Annotated in this window: 14 protein-coding genes and 1 tRNA gene; 13 read left to right on the top strand and 2 right to left on the bottom strand. The window is 55.3% G+C overall.

Annotation, left to right across the window (positions count from 1 at the left end; translation table 11 throughout):
• Nucleotides 1-59 precede the first annotated feature (59 nt).
• From pepT to QVO43_RS08090, 6 genes are all read left to right on the top strand, one after another.
• Entirely contained in the window at nt 60-1,301 is a 1,242-nt protein-coding gene (gene pepT, locus QVO43_RS08115) for a peptidase T (protein ID WP_022488030.1), read from the top strand.
• A gap of 103 nt (nt 1,302-1,404) precedes the next feature.
• On the top strand, nt 1,405-2,169 hold the full coding sequence (locus QVO43_RS08110) for a ParA family protein (RefSeq protein WP_022488029.1): 765 nt from the start codon (nt 1,405-1,407) through the stop codon (nt 2,167-2,169).
• Complete coding sequence (locus QVO43_RS08105; RefSeq protein ID WP_022488028.1) at nt 2,159-3,166, top strand: ParB/RepB/Spo0J family partition protein; 1,008 nt, start codon at nt 2,159-2,161, stop codon at nt 3,164-3,166. Before QVO43_RS08110 ends, QVO43_RS08105 begins: the two co-directional genes overlap by 11 nt.
• Before the next feature lie 18 nt (nt 3,167-3,184).
• A complete protein-coding gene (locus tag QVO43_RS08100) occupies nt 3,185-3,880 on the top strand; it encodes a DUF554 domain-containing protein (protein WP_288174782.1) in 696 nt (231 codons plus the stop codon).
• Between the two features lie 45 nt (nt 3,881-3,925).
• Nucleotides 3,926-4,002, top strand: a tRNA-Val gene (locus tag QVO43_RS08095).
• Between the two features lie 324 nt (nt 4,003-4,326).
• On the top strand, nt 4,327-4,914 hold the full coding sequence (locus QVO43_RS08090) for a hypothetical protein (protein WP_022488026.1): 588 nt from the start codon (nt 4,327-4,329) through the stop codon (nt 4,912-4,914).
• A gap of 34 nt (nt 4,915-4,948) precedes the next feature.
• On the opposite strand, the gene QVO43_RS08085 is transcribed toward QVO43_RS08090, so the two are convergent.
• Nucleotides 4,949-5,911, bottom strand: a complete 963-nt coding sequence (locus QVO43_RS08085) for a metallophosphoesterase family protein (RefSeq protein ID WP_022488025.1) — start codon at nt 5,909-5,911, stop codon at nt 4,949-4,951.
• A gap of 298 nt (nt 5,912-6,209) precedes the next feature.
• Here QVO43_RS08085 and QVO43_RS08080 point away from each other — a divergent pair, with 298 nt between their 5' ends.
• Both QVO43_RS08080 and QVO43_RS08075 read left to right on the top strand, forming a co-directional pair.
• On the top strand, nt 6,210-7,184 hold the full coding sequence (locus QVO43_RS08080; RefSeq protein ID WP_022488024.1) for a dihydrodipicolinate synthase family protein: 975 nt from the start codon (nt 6,210-6,212) through the stop codon (nt 7,182-7,184).
• A gap of 147 nt (nt 7,185-7,331) precedes the next feature.
• Nucleotides 7,332-8,594, top strand: a complete 1,263-nt coding sequence (locus QVO43_RS08075; RefSeq protein ID WP_022488023.1) for an Nramp family divalent metal transporter — start codon at nt 7,332-7,334, stop codon at nt 8,592-8,594.
• Nucleotides 8,595-8,758: 164 nt separating this feature from the next.
• On the opposite strand, the gene QVO43_RS08070 is transcribed toward QVO43_RS08075, so the two are convergent.
• Nucleotides 8,759-9,754 carry a LacI family DNA-binding transcriptional regulator gene (locus tag QVO43_RS08070; protein WP_022488022.1) on the bottom strand — a complete coding sequence of 332 codons (996 nt, stop codon included), beginning with the start codon at nt 9,752-9,754 and terminating at the stop codon, nt 8,759-8,761.
• Between the two features lie 343 nt (nt 9,755-10,097).
• Between QVO43_RS08070 and QVO43_RS08065 the strand changes: the two genes are divergently transcribed.
• The 5 genes from QVO43_RS08065 to QVO43_RS08045 all read left to right on the top strand — a co-directional run bounded on the left by QVO43_RS08065 (nt 10,098) and on the right by QVO43_RS08045 (nt 14,635).
• Complete coding sequence (locus tag QVO43_RS08065; protein ID WP_022488021.1) at nt 10,098-11,348, top strand: Nramp family divalent metal transporter; 1,251 nt, start codon at nt 10,098-10,100, stop codon at nt 11,346-11,348.
• Nucleotides 11,349-11,450: 102 nt separating this feature from the next.
• On the top strand, nt 11,451-12,635 hold the full coding sequence (locus tag QVO43_RS08060; protein ID WP_022488020.1) for a MalY/PatB family protein: 1,185 nt from the start codon (nt 11,451-11,453) through the stop codon (nt 12,633-12,635).
• Nucleotides 12,636-12,751: 116 nt separating this feature from the next.
• The gene (rpoN, locus tag QVO43_RS08055; protein ID WP_022488019.1) at nt 12,752-14,086 is read left to right on the top strand and encodes an RNA polymerase factor sigma-54; all 1,335 of its coding nucleotides are present in this window, start codon (nt 12,752-12,754) and stop codon (nt 14,084-14,086) included.
• Nucleotides 14,087-14,272: 186 nt separating this feature from the next.
• Nucleotides 14,273-14,425 carry a hypothetical protein gene (locus tag QVO43_RS08050; protein WP_022488018.1) on the top strand — a complete coding sequence of 51 codons (153 nt, stop codon included), beginning with the start codon at nt 14,273-14,275 and terminating at the stop codon, nt 14,423-14,425.
• A 48-nt stretch (nt 14,426-14,473) separates the two neighbouring features.
• Complete coding sequence (locus tag QVO43_RS08045; RefSeq protein WP_022488017.1) at nt 14,474-14,635, top strand: hypothetical protein; 162 nt, start codon at nt 14,474-14,476, stop codon at nt 14,633-14,635.
• Nucleotides 14,636-14,723: the final 88 nt, after the last annotated feature.

Raw genomic sequence — 14,723 nt, 5'->3', positions numbered from 1 at the left:
GACACTAAATTGGGCTGCTGCCCTGGCAGCAGCCCAATCCTCCAGAAAGGAATGATACCATGATCGATTCTCAAACCATCATCAACCGGTTCCTGAAATACGTTTCTTTCGATACCCAATCCAGCGAGGAAAATGACCGGGAACTGCCCAGCACTCCGGGACAGATGGTGCTGGCCAGATTCCTGGCGGAAGAACTGAAAAGCCTGGGGCTTACGGATGTGTCCCTGGATGCTCAGGGGTATGTAATGGGCACCCTGCCGGCCACGGCAGGGATCACCGGTTCCACCGTGGGATTCATCGCCCATATGGATACCAGCCCGGAAGCTTCCGGCAAGGACGTGAAACCGCTCCTGGTCCGGAATTATGATGGGAAAGACATCCTGCTGAACCGGGACAAAAAGATCCTGTTTTCCACGGAAGATTTCCCGGAGGTCAAAAAGTACCGGGGCCAGGATATCCTGTTCACCGACGGCACCACCCTTTTGGGGGCGGACGACAAAGCCGGGGTGGCGGCCATTGTGACAGCTCTGGAATATTTCCGGGACCATCCGGAAATTCCCCACGGGACTCTCCGGGTGGGCTTTACCCCTGATGAGGAAACCGGCCGGAGCTCCTCTGCCTTCGATGTGGCAAAATTCGGGGCGGACTTTGCTTATACCGTGGACGGGGGAGAACTGGGAGGCCTGGAATATGAGAACTTCAACGCGGACAATCCGGTGATCACCTTCCACGGCCGCAGCGTCCACACCGGCTCCGCCAAAGGGAAGATGAAGAATGCCCTGACCCTGGCCATGGAATGGCAGCAGGCCCTGCCTGCCGGGGAAAAGCCGGAATATACCGAAGGGTACGAAGGATTCTTCCATGTACACAAGATCACCGGGGATGTGGAGACCTGCAAAATCCACATGCTGATCCGGGACCATGACAAAAAGCATTTTGAAGAACGGAAAGCCTTCCTGGACCGTCTGGCCGCTTTCCTGAATGAAAAGTACGGGGCCGGCAGCGTGGAAGTGGAGCACCGGGACATGTACTTCAACATGGGGGAAAAGATCCGGGACGGACACATGGCCGTAGTGGAACTGGCCAAAGAGGCCATGGAAGCCGTAGGGGTCACTCCGTCGGTGGATCCCATCCGGGGCGGCACCGACGGAGCCCGGCTGTCCTGGCGGGGTCTGCCCTGCCCCAACCTGTTCACCGGAGGAACCAACTTCCATGGCCGGTTCGAATACCTCCCCATCCCCAGCCTGGTCAAAGCCTGTGAGACGGTGGTGGAAATCGGGAAGAGAGGATACAGGGTTTAGGGCCGTAAAACCGCATGAGGTTGTTGCTGCTATGTGCAACAACCTCATTTCTATGTTACAATATCCTACAGTGTCCCAAAAAGAAACGAAAGGAGTGGACCCTATGACCCGAGTCATTGCCGTGGCCAACCAGAAGGGCGGGGTGGGGAAGACCACCACCAGCATCAGCCTGGCGGCCTGTCTGGCGGAAAGCCGGAAAAAGACCCTGCTGGTGGACCTGGATGCCCAGGGAAACGCCACCAGCGGTCTGGGTATCGATAAAAACAGCCTGGCCTGTTGCATGTACGATGTGCTGATCAACAATACGGAGCTGGACAGCATCATCCAGCCCACTGCCTGGAAGAACCTGTGGGTGGCTCCCGCCACCATGAACCTGGCAGGGGCGGAAATCGACCTGATCGAAAAGAAGAATCCCGCCAATGCCCTGAAGAAGCATCTGTCCAAAATAAAAGACAATTATGAATACGTAATCATCGACTGTCCTCCTTCCCTCAGTTTCCTGACGGTGAATGCCCTGACGGCGGCGGATGGAGTGCTGGTTCCCATCCAGTGCGAATTCTATGCTCTGGAAGGGGTGACCCAGCTGCTGGCTACGGTGGACCGGATCCGCCAGTCCACCAATCCGGACCTGGCCATTGAAGGGATCGTCATGACCATGACCGACAGCCGGACCAACCTGTCCAATGATGTGGTGGCCCAGGTGAAGGAACATTTCCCGGATCTTCTGTTCAAGACCATGATCCCCCGTTCCGTACGGCTGGGAGAGGCGCCCAGCTACGGCCAGCCCATTACGGTGTACGATCCCCACGGGAAGGCGGCAGAAGCTTACAGGAGCCTGGCAAGGGAGGTGAAGCGCCGTGGCCGGTAAGAAAGGCGGTCTGGGCATGACGGGCCTGGATAAGATGTTTGGAGGGCGCAGGACCAAGGCACCGGCTCCCAAACCGGTGGTGGAAGAAAAGAAAGCCGGGGAAACCGTAGGGGAAGTGGCCCTGAAGAATCTGAAGCCCAATCCCTACCAGCCCCGGAAGACCTTCGATCCGGACAAGCTCCGGGAACTGGAGGAAAGCATCCGGCAAAGCGGGGTGATCCAGCCTCTCATCGTCCGGAAAAAAGGCCGGCAGTATGAAATCGTGGCCGGAGAACGGCGCTGGCGGGCGGCCAAAGCCGCCGGGCTCACCAAAGTGCCGGTGGTGGTCCGGGAATACGATGACAGTGCCATGATGGAAGTGGCCCTGGTGGAAAACATGCAGCGCAGCGATCTGGATCCCATGGAAGAGGCCCGGGGCATCCAGAACCTGATGGAAAGCCTGGGGCTCACCCAGGAGGAGGCTGCGTCCAAGCTGGGGAAGAGCCGAGCTGCAGTGGCCAATGCCCTGAGGCTGCTGAAACTGCCTCCTGAGGCGGCGGAAATGGTCTCTGCAGGCAAACTTACCCCCGGCCAGGTACGGCCGCTCCTGGGACTGGATGCGCCGGAGAAAATCACGGAACTGGCCCGGAAGGCAGCAGAAGGAGGCTGGTCCGCCCGGGTGGTGGAAGAAGTGGCCAAGGCGGAACGGGAAGGGAAGCCCTGGCATCTGTATTTCCAGACGGAAGAGGACCTGATTCCTCCGGAAAAACAGAAGAAGGGCGGTAAGAAAGCTGCCGGCAGGGAAAGCCAGCCCCAGGATACGGATACCCATGCCTTCCAGGAAAAACTGATCCAGTATCTGGGCACCCGGGTGAAGATCGAACCGTTCAAAAAGGACAGAGGAGGACGGATCCTCATCGAATACTACGGGCCGGAAGATCTGGAACGGCTCTATGATCTGCTGAAAGGGCCGGAAAAAAACGCCGGCCGGAAAAAGCCCGGCCTCTTTACCGTGTAGGAGGCGGCGATGGTGGGAATGGGTACGGTTGTGAATGTGGCCGCCATTGCAGGAGGCAGTCTGCTCGGCCTTCTGGTGGGCCGGGGAATCAAGGAAAAATACCAGGAAACCGTGATCTACGGACTGGCTTTGTGTGTCATTGTCCTGGGGATCCAGATGGCTCTCCAGGGGCAGCACATCCTGCTGACCATCATCAGTCTGGTGGTGGGCTCCATCCTGGGAGAAGCCCTGGGTATTGAGGAAAAACTGGAACAGGTGGGAACCCTCCTGGCTGAAAAATTCCAAAAATCCCGGAAGAAGGGGGATGCCGGGACGGACGCCTTTGTGGAAGGGTTCCTGAACGCCAGTCTGCTGTACTGTGTAGGGGCCATGGCCATTGTGGGGTCCATCCAGGACGGGCTTTCCGGGGATCCCACCACCCTTTACACCAAGGCGCTGATCGACGGTCTCAGCGGCATTATCTATGCTTCCAATTTTGGGGTCGGTGTCCTGTTCTCGGCTCTGTCCGTTGGGGTTTATCAGGGAATCCTAACCGCTTTGGCAGGATTCCTGGGGCCCTGGATGAGCCAGCTTGTGGTCCAGGAAGTTGCCGCCTGCGGCGGACTGATGATCCTGGGGATCGGCATCAACATGACTAAACTGTTGAAGATCCGGGTGGGAAACATGCTGCCGGGGCTGTTGGTGGCGGGCGTGGCTGCCGGAATTTTTTTCTAAAAACCCTTGCATTATTTGGACAAGTAGCGTATAATACAATTTATCGGGATTATAGCTCAGTTGGTTAGAGCGCATCGCTCACATCGATGAGGTCTACGGTTCGAATCCGCATAATCCCACCAATTGAAAATGAAAAGAAGCTGTTGCTCCGGCAACAGCTTCTTTTTTGTGTGTGCGAAAAGAAAAAAGAGGAAAAGGGCGGTGGGTTGGCAGCCGCGGGTTTCCTCCTTCAGCTGTTGACCATTGACTGCTGATCGGAGGCTGCTGCCTCTGCAGCCGCCTCCTCCCCTTTTTCCTGTAAACTCCTGCACTTTTTTTATGCACTTTCCCCGTTAAGGCTGTTTTTCCCATTCCAAAACCGTTCTTCCTCTTGTTCCACGGGCCTTTCGGTGTTACACTCCTTCTGGAAACACAGTTTTTTACTCTATCGGAAATGAGGTCTTGCCATGTACACTTCTCACCTGAAACATTCCCTGGCTGCCGGGGCGGCTGTACTGGTCCTGGGCACTGCCGGCCTGGGGGCTGTCGCTCCTGCTGACGAAGGATCCGTCCAGATCCCCAACCCCATTGTCAGTTATGGAACCTATGGATCCGCCGCCCGTGTCCTGGGATTTTGCCCTCTGACTCTCAGCCGGGATTCCGGCTATGCCCTGGAGGGGATTTCCGTGATCGGCGGCCGGGCTTCGGACCTTGCCTTCGTTCGGATGGGACAGCCGGACAGCAGGGTGAGAATCCGTACTGCATTAAAAAAAGATAATAAAAACAATAATCTCAGCAGAATTTACGGTACTGAATGGAAGAAGCAACGCGTAAATGAGACGGAAGTGGAACTGGCCCAGATCAGTCCCCAATCCTACGCCGCAACTTGGGAAACCGGGAACTATGTATTCGCCGTCCTGGGTGAAGGGATGGAACCAGCCGCTTTCCGGACCCTTCTCACCAACAGCCTGGTGGAAGACACAGAGCATTATTTCGCATCCATCCAAAAGAATCCGGAAAAAAGCGGGAAGAAAACAGTTTACAGTACTTTATAAGAAAGAGGGTGCTGCACGTTGCGTGCAGCACCCCTTAGCGGTAGAGCCCCTTAACCCATACCGTCCGGTCAAACTGGGGCAGCCACTGATGGGTTTTGTGGCTGTAGGTGCGGATCAGGATCTTTTCCGGGTACAGGTACAGGGAATTAGTCCATACCTGTTTTCCGTCCCAGGTGGGGTTGTACACATCCAGGATGGCTGTACCGGCAATCTGGTTCACCGGATTGGAAAAACTGGGATTTTTGGGAGAAGTATGGGTATGGCCGGAAACCCACAGGAGGATCTGGGGATTGGCCCGGAGCAGTTTGCCTATGGCTTTGGCCGGCTGGACATAATTCCGGGGTTTGTCCAGTTTGCTGCCGGGGACCATGGTTCCGGTGACAGGGGCATGACAGAAGATCAGGGTGGGTTCCTGCCGGTGGTCTTTCAGTTCCTTTTTCAGCCAGTCCAGCTGTTCTTTGGACAGTTCCACTGCATATTTGCTTTCCAGGGTATCCGGGGACAGGAACAGCAGGAAGTAGGATCCCAGTTTCCGGGAATGATACAGGGGACCAAAGTCCTTTTCATACTGTTGCATATGGAGGCCCCGTTCGTAGGAATCTGCCGGAACCAGTTTTCCGGTGCTGGACAGATCCCGGTGGTAGATGATTTCGTGGTTTCCGGCCAGGAATTCCTTGGGCTTTTTCAGATGGTCCGTCAGCTTCCGGGCCAGTTTGTAATCTGCCGGGCTGCCGGTTTTCTGGACCATATCCCCGGTAAAGACGCACAGGTCCACATCCTGCCAGCGGTTGATGTCCCGGACCGCCTGTTCCTTGTTGTGGATCTTCCGGGTCCGGACGTCCGGCTTTTGGGATTTGCTCCCATAATGGATGTCACTGAGGATCACCACCCACTGGTACCGGCGGGCCTCCGCGGTGGGGGCCAGGACCTCCATGGGCAGCAGACAGGCCAGGACCGTCAGCAAGGCGGTCATCGAAAGCCAAAATTTTTTATACATGGGGAACACTCCTTTCAGATAGGACCCATTATAGCAGTTTTCCAGGATGCTGCAGAGCAGCACAGGCGTGACGTGAAATCGTTTGCAGGAGAAAAACGGAAAAAGATAAAAAATGGAAAAAAGCCGAAGGAGCGCATCAATACTAGAATAGTCCTGAAAATTGCAATGCAAAAAATTGCGGAACTGTCAGAAAATATTGACGGGGAACCGGGAAACATGATATAAAATAGCCAAGGTTGATGCAAACGATTGCAGAGACAAGCAAAAAATATAAGATCATTTTCAGGAGGTTTTCACCATGGCAAAAGTAAAGAACTTCAAGACCATTTTCCCGGCGGTATCCGTTCCTCTGAACGCTGATTATTCCATCAACGAACCGGAATTCAGAGCGTACCTGCGCTGGATCAAATCCTTCTACAACAAAGGCATCGAAGGCCTGGTCTGCAACGGCCATACCGGCGAAGTCACCGGCCTGACCCGGGAAGAACGGAAACGGGTTACGGAAATCTGTGCGGAAGAATGCGGGGATGTGATGACCATCATCTCCGGGGTCAACTGTGAAAATACCGAAGGCGCCATCGAAATGGCCAAAGATGCCAAAGACGCCGGGGCTGACGGGATCCTGCTGATGCCTCCTCATATGTGGCTGCGTTTCGGGATGAACCCCAAAGCTCCCTTCCAGTTCGTGAAAGACGTGGCTGACGGTGCCGACATCGACATTATCATCCATCTGTATCCGGCCACCAGCAAAGCCTTCTATCCGGTGGAAACCCTGATCAAGATGGTCAAGGAAATCCCCCATGTAAAGGCCATCAAGATGGGCACCCGTGTCACCGCCATCTACGAACATGATGTCCGTGAACTGCGGAAAGCCTGCCCGGATGTATCTCTGATCACCTGCCATGACGAAACCCTGTGCGTATCCTGGTTCCCTGGCATGGACGGCGCTCTCATCGGGTTTGCCGGCTGCGTGCCTGAACTGATCACTGCAGCCTGGAGCGTCTTCAAGGATCCGGCCAACCACACCCTGAAGGAAGCCCAGGATGCTTCCAACAACATCTACCCCATCAGCCAGGCCATTTATGGCGGCGGCCAGCCTTCCGGTGAAGCCCATGCCCGCCTGAAGGAAGCTCTGGTACAGCGGGGCGTATTCACCAGCGGCCTCATGCGGAAACCGGTGCTGCCTCTGGACCAGGAAGAAAAAGACTGGGTGGCAGAAGGTCTGAAAAAGAGCGGCCTGCCTAAAGTGGATATGAAACCGTTTGAAAAATAAACAAACCCATCCTCCTAAAACAGGCGAAAACAATCCCTTTTAACGGATTGATTCAATCCACCCTTCTTACCTTCTATAAAGGAAACTGCAAAGCGGCTGCTCATCCAATGACGGGCAGCCGCTTTATTATCAGCAAAGGAATACACAATGGAAACAACAATCAATAAACAACTTGGCTTCGACCCGGCGACAGTCAAACGGCTGACTGCCCTGGAAATCCTCAAACGGATCGGCCCCGGGATCATCCTGGCCGGGGTGGTGGTGGGGCCGGGAGCCATTACCACCGCAGCCATGCTGGGTTCCAGCTATGGGTACAGGATGCTGTGGCTGTTCATTCCCATTTTCATCATGAGCATTACCTTTATGCTTACCTGTTACAGGCTGGCCATGCTTACCGGGATGCCTCTGCTCCACGGCATCCGGCATTATTATGGCAAAGGAGCAGCGGCCTTTGTAGGCATCTGCCTGTTCTTTTCCTGCCTGTTTTTCACTTTTGGGAACATTTCCGGCAGTGGGGCAGGGATGAATCTGCTGTTTGGGGTGGACTGGAAGGTAGGGGCGCTGATTATGCTGGCACTATTGCTGGGGCTGTATTTTTCCAAGGACACCTATTCCAAAATCGAAAAAGGGGTGATGGTCTGTATCCTGGGCATGATCGTGGCGTTTTATGCCACGCTGTACGCTTCCGGGGGACCGGATCCCCAGGGCTTTTTCCAGGGAATCATCCACTGGGGATTTCCGGAAGGGAGTGTCCTAAGCTCTCTGGCCTTTCTCAGCACCCATGCGTCCATTACCGCCGGGATTTATGGAACGTATCTGGGGGCAGAGAAAAAATGGAAGAAGCAGGATCTGTTCAATGGGACCATGCTGTCCGATGCCTGCGCCCATGTCCTGACGGTCATCCTGATTTCCGGGGCCATTGTGACCGTGGGAGCCATTGTGCTCCACCCCAGGGGCCTTCAGATCAGCAGTCCGGTACAGATGGCCGGGATGCTGGAACCGGTCCTGGGAAGCAAAGCCCGCTATGTGATGGGGGCAGCGCTGCTGGGATCTGCGTTTTCCGCTCTTATGGGGAACACTCAGCGGGGAGTGGTGCTGCTGAACGCCGGAATGGACTGGGAAGTGAGCCTGGAAAGCAAACGGGTCCGGTGGAGCTGCGTGGCCTGCCTGCTGCTGGGGGTGGCTGTGTGTTTTGCCTACAGTGGGTCTCCCACCCAGCTGATTTTCCTGGCCAACCTGGCCACCAGTATCGGAACGCCTACAGCCGGTCTGTTCGTTACGTTGATGATCTGGCGGAAAGACGTCCAAGCCGGCCTGAAGCCGCCCCGGCTGCTCCAGATTGCCATGACTGTATGCTATCTGTTCACCACGGCCTTGACAGTATACAGCTTCGGTTCAAAATTTATGTAAAAAAGGGAGCTGTGAAAAAATGATTTCTCATTTTTTCACAGTTCCCTTGGTCCGCCCGCATCCAGTGACCAGTGACAAGAGGCTAGTGACAGGGGTGTTGCACACAATGTGCAACACCTTTTTTCATCCAACCTTTGTCCTACAATGGTTGCACAACAGTTGTATCAGGTGCTTTCCCGTTCGATCAGCACCGAATCATAGACCACATGCTGGATGGCCACGGCACTCCGATCTTTGGCTTCGATCTGTTCCAGCACCAGCTGGGCGGCTTTCCGGCCGATTTCCCGGGCGGGCATTTCCAGAGTGGTCATGGTGGTTTCCAGCATACTGCCGATTTCGTGACCGGTCAGGCTGATGATCCGCACATTTCTGGGGACCTTTTTCCCTGCTTCCTTCAGGGCCCGCATGGCTCCGATCCCCTGGGCATCCATGGCCGCCAGGATGGCGTCCAGTTCCGGATGCTCCTGGAGCATCTGCCGGGTGGCCTGGTAGCCATATTCCAGGGAATTGGTGAAACCTTTGGCTTCGGAGGTGATCTCTTTCAATCCCAATTCCTCCAGGGCCTCCTTATAGCCCTGATACCGGAATTTATAGGGAGACAGTTTCAAAGAACCGGTTATGAGACCGGGATGGCGGCTGCCTTTGGCATACAGGTACTTTACCGCTTCGTAGCCGCATTTTACATAGTCCACGGTAACACTGGACAAGGTATCGTCCTGGATCCGGATCACCTGGGTCACCGGGATCCCGGAGGCCTGGATGTCCCGGACCAGTTTTTTATTCTTGCCGGTGCCTGCCAGCAGGATCCCGTCCACCAGGCCGTTCCGCAGCCGGCTGAGGCCGTCTTTTTCCATCTGAGGGTCATCTTCCGTGCTGCACAGCAGTGTGGCGTATCCCTGGTCACGGGCCGCCTCCTCGATGGCCTGGGCCACGGTGGAGAACACTGTCAAGTGGAGCCGGGGAACCACCACTCCGATGGTGTGGCGTTTGCCCTGGCGCAGACCTTTGGCCAGCAGGTTGGGCCGGTAGCTGAGCTTTTCCACGGCGGCCATGATCCGGGCTTTGGTTTCCGCGTGGACACAGGGATTGTTATTCAGGGCCCGGGAGACCGTGCTTACGTCCACACAGGCCAGCCTGGCCACGTCTTTCAGGGTTGGCATGGGTTTCCCTCCTTTCCGGACGGACCTTTTCGGACTGCGTCTGGATTTTTTTCTATTTCCGCTGATTTCTGAAAACGTTTGCAGATAAGAAATACATATCATACCTGGTGAAAAAAGTCAATAAAAAGCTGAAAAAGCCCGTGAATACTGATTATATAGTGCTGCTCACCCTGCAAGAAATTGCAGAAGTATCAGAAAACATTGACGGAAACAGGAGGAAAATGCTATAAAATAACCAGAAATAATGCAAACGATTGCAAGCAGCTGCCCCAAACAATCCCAAATTACCCGCTGCTGTCGGCCGGGAACCGGCAGCAGCGGACATGGACAAGGAGAAGGTATTATGTACATTGAACATTTGGGCTTTGACCCGGAGACGGTTCCCAAATTGACTTTTCTGCAGATGCTGAAGCGGATCGGTCCCGGCATCGTGCTGACCGGGGTGGTCATAGGCCCGGGAGCCATTACCACCGCCTCCATGCTGGGGGCCAACTATGGCTATGACATGCTGTGGCTGTTCATCCCCATTTTCATCATGGGCATCACCTTCATGCTGACCTGCTACCGGATCACCATGCTCACCGGACTGCCCATCATCCACGCCATCCGGCATTTTTACGGGAAAGCCGCAGCCGCTTTTGTAGGCTGCTGTCTGTTCCTGGCCTGCCTGTTTTTCACTTTTGGGAACATTTCCGGCAGCGGCGCCGGCATGAACCTGCTTTTCGGCATCGACTGGAAGATCGGGTCCCTGATCATGATCGCCATCCTGCTGGCCATGTATTTTGCCAAGAATACCTATTCCAAAGTGGAAAAGGGGATCCTGGTATGCATCCTGGCCATGATCGCCGCCTTCTACGCCACCCTGTATGTATCCGGGGGACCGGAATGGGGCGGCTTTTTCCGGGGTGTTACCCACTGGGGCTTCCCCAACGGCAGCATCCGCCACTCCCTGGCGTTTATCAGCACCCATGCGGCCATTACCGCCGGGGTCTACGGCACCTACCTGGGAGCGGAAAAGAAATGGAACAAAAAGGACATGTTCAACGGCACTATGCTGGCGGACGCCATTGCCCATGTGGTGACGGTGATCCTGATTTCCGGGGCTGTGGTGCTGGTAGGGGCCATCGTCCTCCATCCTCAGGGACTGCGGATCAAATCCCCTGTCCAGCTGGCGGATATGCTCCGGCCCTTCCTGGGCAGCTATGCCAACCTGGTCATGGGACTGGCTCTGTTGGGAGCCGCTTTCTCCAGCCTGCTGGGGAATACCCAGCGGGGCGTGGTGCTGCTGAACGCAGGGCTGGACAAGGATGTGAGCCTGGAAAGCAGACTGGTCCGGTGGAGCTGTACCGCCTGCATCGTGTTCGGGACGGTGATCTGCTTCCTGTACAACGGGTCTCCCACCCAGCTGATCTTCATTGCCAACCTGGCCACGGCCATCGGTACCCCCACCGCCGGGTTCTTCGTTACCCGGATGATCTGGCGGAAAGACGTGAACGAAGGGCTGAAACCGCCCCGGCTCCTCCAGATTTCCATGACCATCTGCTACCTGTTCGCCCTGGGCATGACCATCTACGCACTGGTGGCGAAGTTGTAAAGAGGTGGGGTGAAAATCACCCCACACCCCCCGTTTTTGTTGCCAACTTCCTTTTCATCCGGTAATATAATATAGAAAACAACTGGGAAAAGGAGCGATCGTATGGGAAAATACAACTTTGACCGGATCATCGACCGGAAGGGCACCAGCTGCCTGAAATATGATTTTGGGATGAAACGGAAGGGGCGGACGGATCTTTTGCCCATGTGGGTGGCAGATATGGATTTCGCCCTGCCGGAAGAGATCCTGGAAGACTTCCACAAACGGATCGACCACGGGATCTTCGGTTACACGGATCCGGACGCCGAATATTTCACCGCCCTGGACCGGTGGTTCTCCCTTCACCACGGATACCACATCCAGCCGGAATGGGTGACCCTGGGCTGCGGAGTGGTCTTTGGCCTGGCCACCGGGGTCAAGGCCTTTACCGAACCGGGGGATGCCGTGCTGATCCAGCAGCCGGTGTACTACCCCTTCCGGGAAGTGATTGAAGACAATGGACGGAAATTCATCAACAGTCAGCTCCATTACGAAAACGGAAAATATACCATTGACTTCGCTGATTTCGAGCAGAAAATCCTAGAGAACCAGGTAAAGGTATTCCTGCTGTGCAGTCCCCACAACCCGGCAGGACGGGTGTGGACCAAAGAAGAACTGACCCGGCTGGGAGATATCTGCCTGAAGCACGGGGTGATCATCCTGGACGACGAGATCCACTGCGACTTTGTCTATGCGCCCCACCATTTCACCAGCTTCCTGGCCCTGGATGAAAAGTACAGAGACAATCTGGTTGTTTTCAACTCCCCCAGCAAAACCTTCAATGTGGCGGGACTCCAGCCCGGGAACATCATCATCCCCAATAAAGAACTCCGCCGGAGATACCGGAAGGCCAACGCCGCCGCCGGCTACAGCCAGGGCAGCATCATGGGCCAGGTGGCAGTGAAGAGCTGCTATACCAAAGGGGATGCATGGGTGAAGGAACTGGTGGAATACATTGCCGGGAACATTGCCTGGGTACGGGATTTTGTGAAGGAAAACCTTCCCAAAGCCACCTTTGTGGAACCGGAAGGCACCTATCTGGTGTGGATCGACTTTTCCGGCTACGGGCTCTCCGATGAGGAACTGGAGCACCTGGTGGTGGATGAAGCCAAACTGTGGCTGGATTCCGGGAAGATCTTCGGACCGGCTACCTCCCAGTTCGAACGGTTCAACATGGCTTGTCCCCGTGCCACCGTGGAAAAGGCCTTCCACCAGCTGAAAGACGCACTGGAGGAAAAGGGGCTTTAAAAAAGAAAATTCTCTGTCTTGTAAAATAATATACTCTAAAGTATTATACTCTAGAGTATATTATTTTTTTATAAACAGGATAAAAAACAGGGCAGAAAGGAGGAAGAAAACCTATTATGAACATGACAAAACTCACTCTGGCTCCCCAGCAGAAACAGCAGCTGAACCTGTATCTGGTCCAGCAGATGAAGTTGCTCCAGCTGGGAGCTCTGGAAATGGAACAGTACATCCAGGAGGCGGTGGAAGCCAATCCTCTGCTGGACTTTCCCGGGGAAGGGACGGCTCCGGACTGGCGGGAGACGGCGGGAGAACAGAGGCGGGACCGGACCGTCCGGGACCGGGAGGATGATTCCCTGCCGGACCCGGTAGCCAATGCAGGCCGGCAGGAAAAGACTCTCCAGCAGGTGGTGGAGGAACAGGTGGGGTGTCTGCGGCTTTCCGGAGCAGAACGGCACCTGGCCTTTTACATAGCCGGGACTCTGGACAGCCGGGGCTGGTGGACGGAAAGCGTCCCGGATACTGCCCGGGCCTTCGGGGTCACGGAAGAAAAGGTCCGGAAGGTGCTGGGGCTGATCCAGCAGCTGGAACCGGCTGGGGTGGGAGCCCGGGATCTGTCCCAGTGTCTGCTGCTCCAGCTGGAAAACCAGGGGAAAGAGGCGGACCTGGCCCGGAAAATCGTCCGGGAAGGACTGGATCTCCTGGGGCAGAACCAGATCCCGGCTCTGGCCCGGAAATTCCGTTGCACCCAGGAAGAAGTCCTCAAAGCCCGGGAACGGATCCGGGCTCTGGATCCCAAGCCCGGCAGCCGGTATGCTGCCAGTGGACCGGTGGTCTATCAGCGGGAAGACGTATGGGTGGAAGATACGGGAAAAGAGCTTCAGGTGACAGTCCATGATCCCTGGGGCCGGAAATTCATCCTGAACCAGGCGTACATGGACTGGGGCCGGAACCAGGGAACCCAGGTGAAATCCTATTTGAAGGAACAGCTGATAAAAGCCCGGCAGCTTCAGCAGCTGCTGAAGGAACGGCATCAGACCCTGCTCCTGGTGTTCCAGGCTCTGGTGACTCACCAGGAAGCCTTTTTCCGGCTGGGTCCCGGCCACCGGAAGCCTTTGAAGCTGGCGGATCTGGCGGAAGATACAGGACTGTCCCTGTCCACGGTGAGCCGGGCCCTCCAGCACAAGATCCTGGGGTGCCGGTGGGGCAGCTTCACCGCCGGCAGTTTCCTCCAGGGTCAGGCGGCCTCCCGGGAAGAGGGCCAGGTGACGGAAGAGAAGCTCCAGCAGCTGATCCGGGAACTGATCAACGGAGAAGACAAGCACCACCCCCTCAGCGACCAGGCTCTCTGCAGGGCCCTGGAACGACAGGGCATCCAGGTGGCCCGCCGGACTGTGAACAAATACCGGATAAAGATGGGAATCGGGGATAAAAGTGCCAGAAGGGAGTGGTGAGTGGCAGGGGCTGCTGTATGGGCAGCAGTCTTCCTTAAATTATCTCAAATTCCGTAAAATTATTTACAATTTACCCCTGAACAAAACATCTAAATGTGAACTGAATGTGAAGTACTATACATGAACAATACATGAGTTATAATAAAGACAGTTCGGAAATAGCCGAACAAAAAAGGAGGGGTTCTTATGGGAATGAATGGTAAAATGGAAACGATGGCTCGCACGGAAGCCGGCAGCGTAGAAGAGAAGATCCTGGAACTGTTCGCTCCCAGCCTGTCCGGAAGCGATGTCCCCAGCCTGAAAGACTGGGATCCCATGGGGTATTTCGATTTCGAGTAAACGGAACCGGTCCCTGGCATGATGGCAAGAAAGTAGGAGGGATGGATCATGGGAATGACAGCGAAAAGCGGTTACGAAATGACGAAAAAAGTGGAAGGGTTGCTGGATATCCTGACATTGGGTGTCCTGGCCACCAGTAAAGCGAAATCCAAAGTCACCGGGTATGAAGTAGAAATACCGGGGATGGTAAGACGGGAATTTCGGGTATAAAAAATAAGGTGTGCTGCAGAAAAAACTGCAGCACACCTTATTTTTTATACCGGCCATTGACAATTGACCATTGACCGCTGACAAAAAA

This window comes from Acidaminococcus sp. CAG:542 (assembly GCF_000437815.1).
Lineage (GTDB): Bacteria > Bacillota > Negativicutes > Acidaminococcales > Acidaminococcaceae > Acidaminococcus.
This window is presented reverse-complemented; position numbering and strand designations above follow the sequence as displayed.

Bases quoted from the DNA above. Each gene is read 5' to 3' on its own strand.
- pepT (WP_022488030.1), top strand. From the start codon at position 60: ATGATCGATTCTCAAACCATCATCAACCGGTTCCTGAAATACGTTTCT.
- QVO43_RS08110 (WP_022488029.1), top strand. From the start codon at position 1,405: ATGACCCGAGTCATTGCCGTGGCCAACCAGAAGGGCGGGGTGGGGAAG.
- QVO43_RS08100 (WP_288174782.1), top strand. From the start codon at position 3,185: ATGGGTACGGTTGTGAATGTGGCCGCCATTGCAGGAGGCAGTCTGCTC.
- QVO43_RS08090 (WP_022488026.1), top strand. From the start codon at position 4,327: ATGTACACTTCTCACCTGAAACATTCCCTGGCTGCCGGGGCGGCTGTA.
- QVO43_RS08085 (WP_022488025.1), bottom strand. From the start codon at position 5,911: ATGTATAAAAAATTTTGGCTTTCGATGACCGCCTTGCTGACGGTCCTG.
- QVO43_RS08080 (WP_022488024.1), top strand. From the start codon at position 6,210: ATGGCAAAAGTAAAGAACTTCAAGACCATTTTCCCGGCGGTATCCGTT.
- QVO43_RS08075 (WP_022488023.1), top strand. From the start codon at position 7,332: ATGGAAACAACAATCAATAAACAACTTGGCTTCGACCCGGCGACAGTC.
- QVO43_RS08070 (WP_022488022.1), bottom strand. From the start codon at position 9,754: ATGCCAACCCTGAAAGACGTGGCCAGGCTGGCCTGTGTGGACGTAAGC.
- QVO43_RS08065 (WP_022488021.1), top strand. From the start codon at position 10,098: ATGTACATTGAACATTTGGGCTTTGACCCGGAGACGGTTCCCAAATTG.
- QVO43_RS08060 (WP_022488020.1), top strand. From the start codon at position 11,451: ATGGGAAAATACAACTTTGACCGGATCATCGACCGGAAGGGCACCAGC.
- rpoN (WP_022488019.1), top strand. From the start codon at position 12,752: ATGAACATGACAAAACTCACTCTGGCTCCCCAGCAGAAACAGCAGCTG.
- QVO43_RS08050 (WP_022488018.1), top strand. From the start codon at position 14,273: ATGGGAATGAATGGTAAAATGGAAACGATGGCTCGCACGGAAGCCGGC.
- QVO43_RS08045 (WP_022488017.1), top strand. From the start codon at position 14,474: ATGGGAATGACAGCGAAAAGCGGTTACGAAATGACGAAAAAAGTGGAA.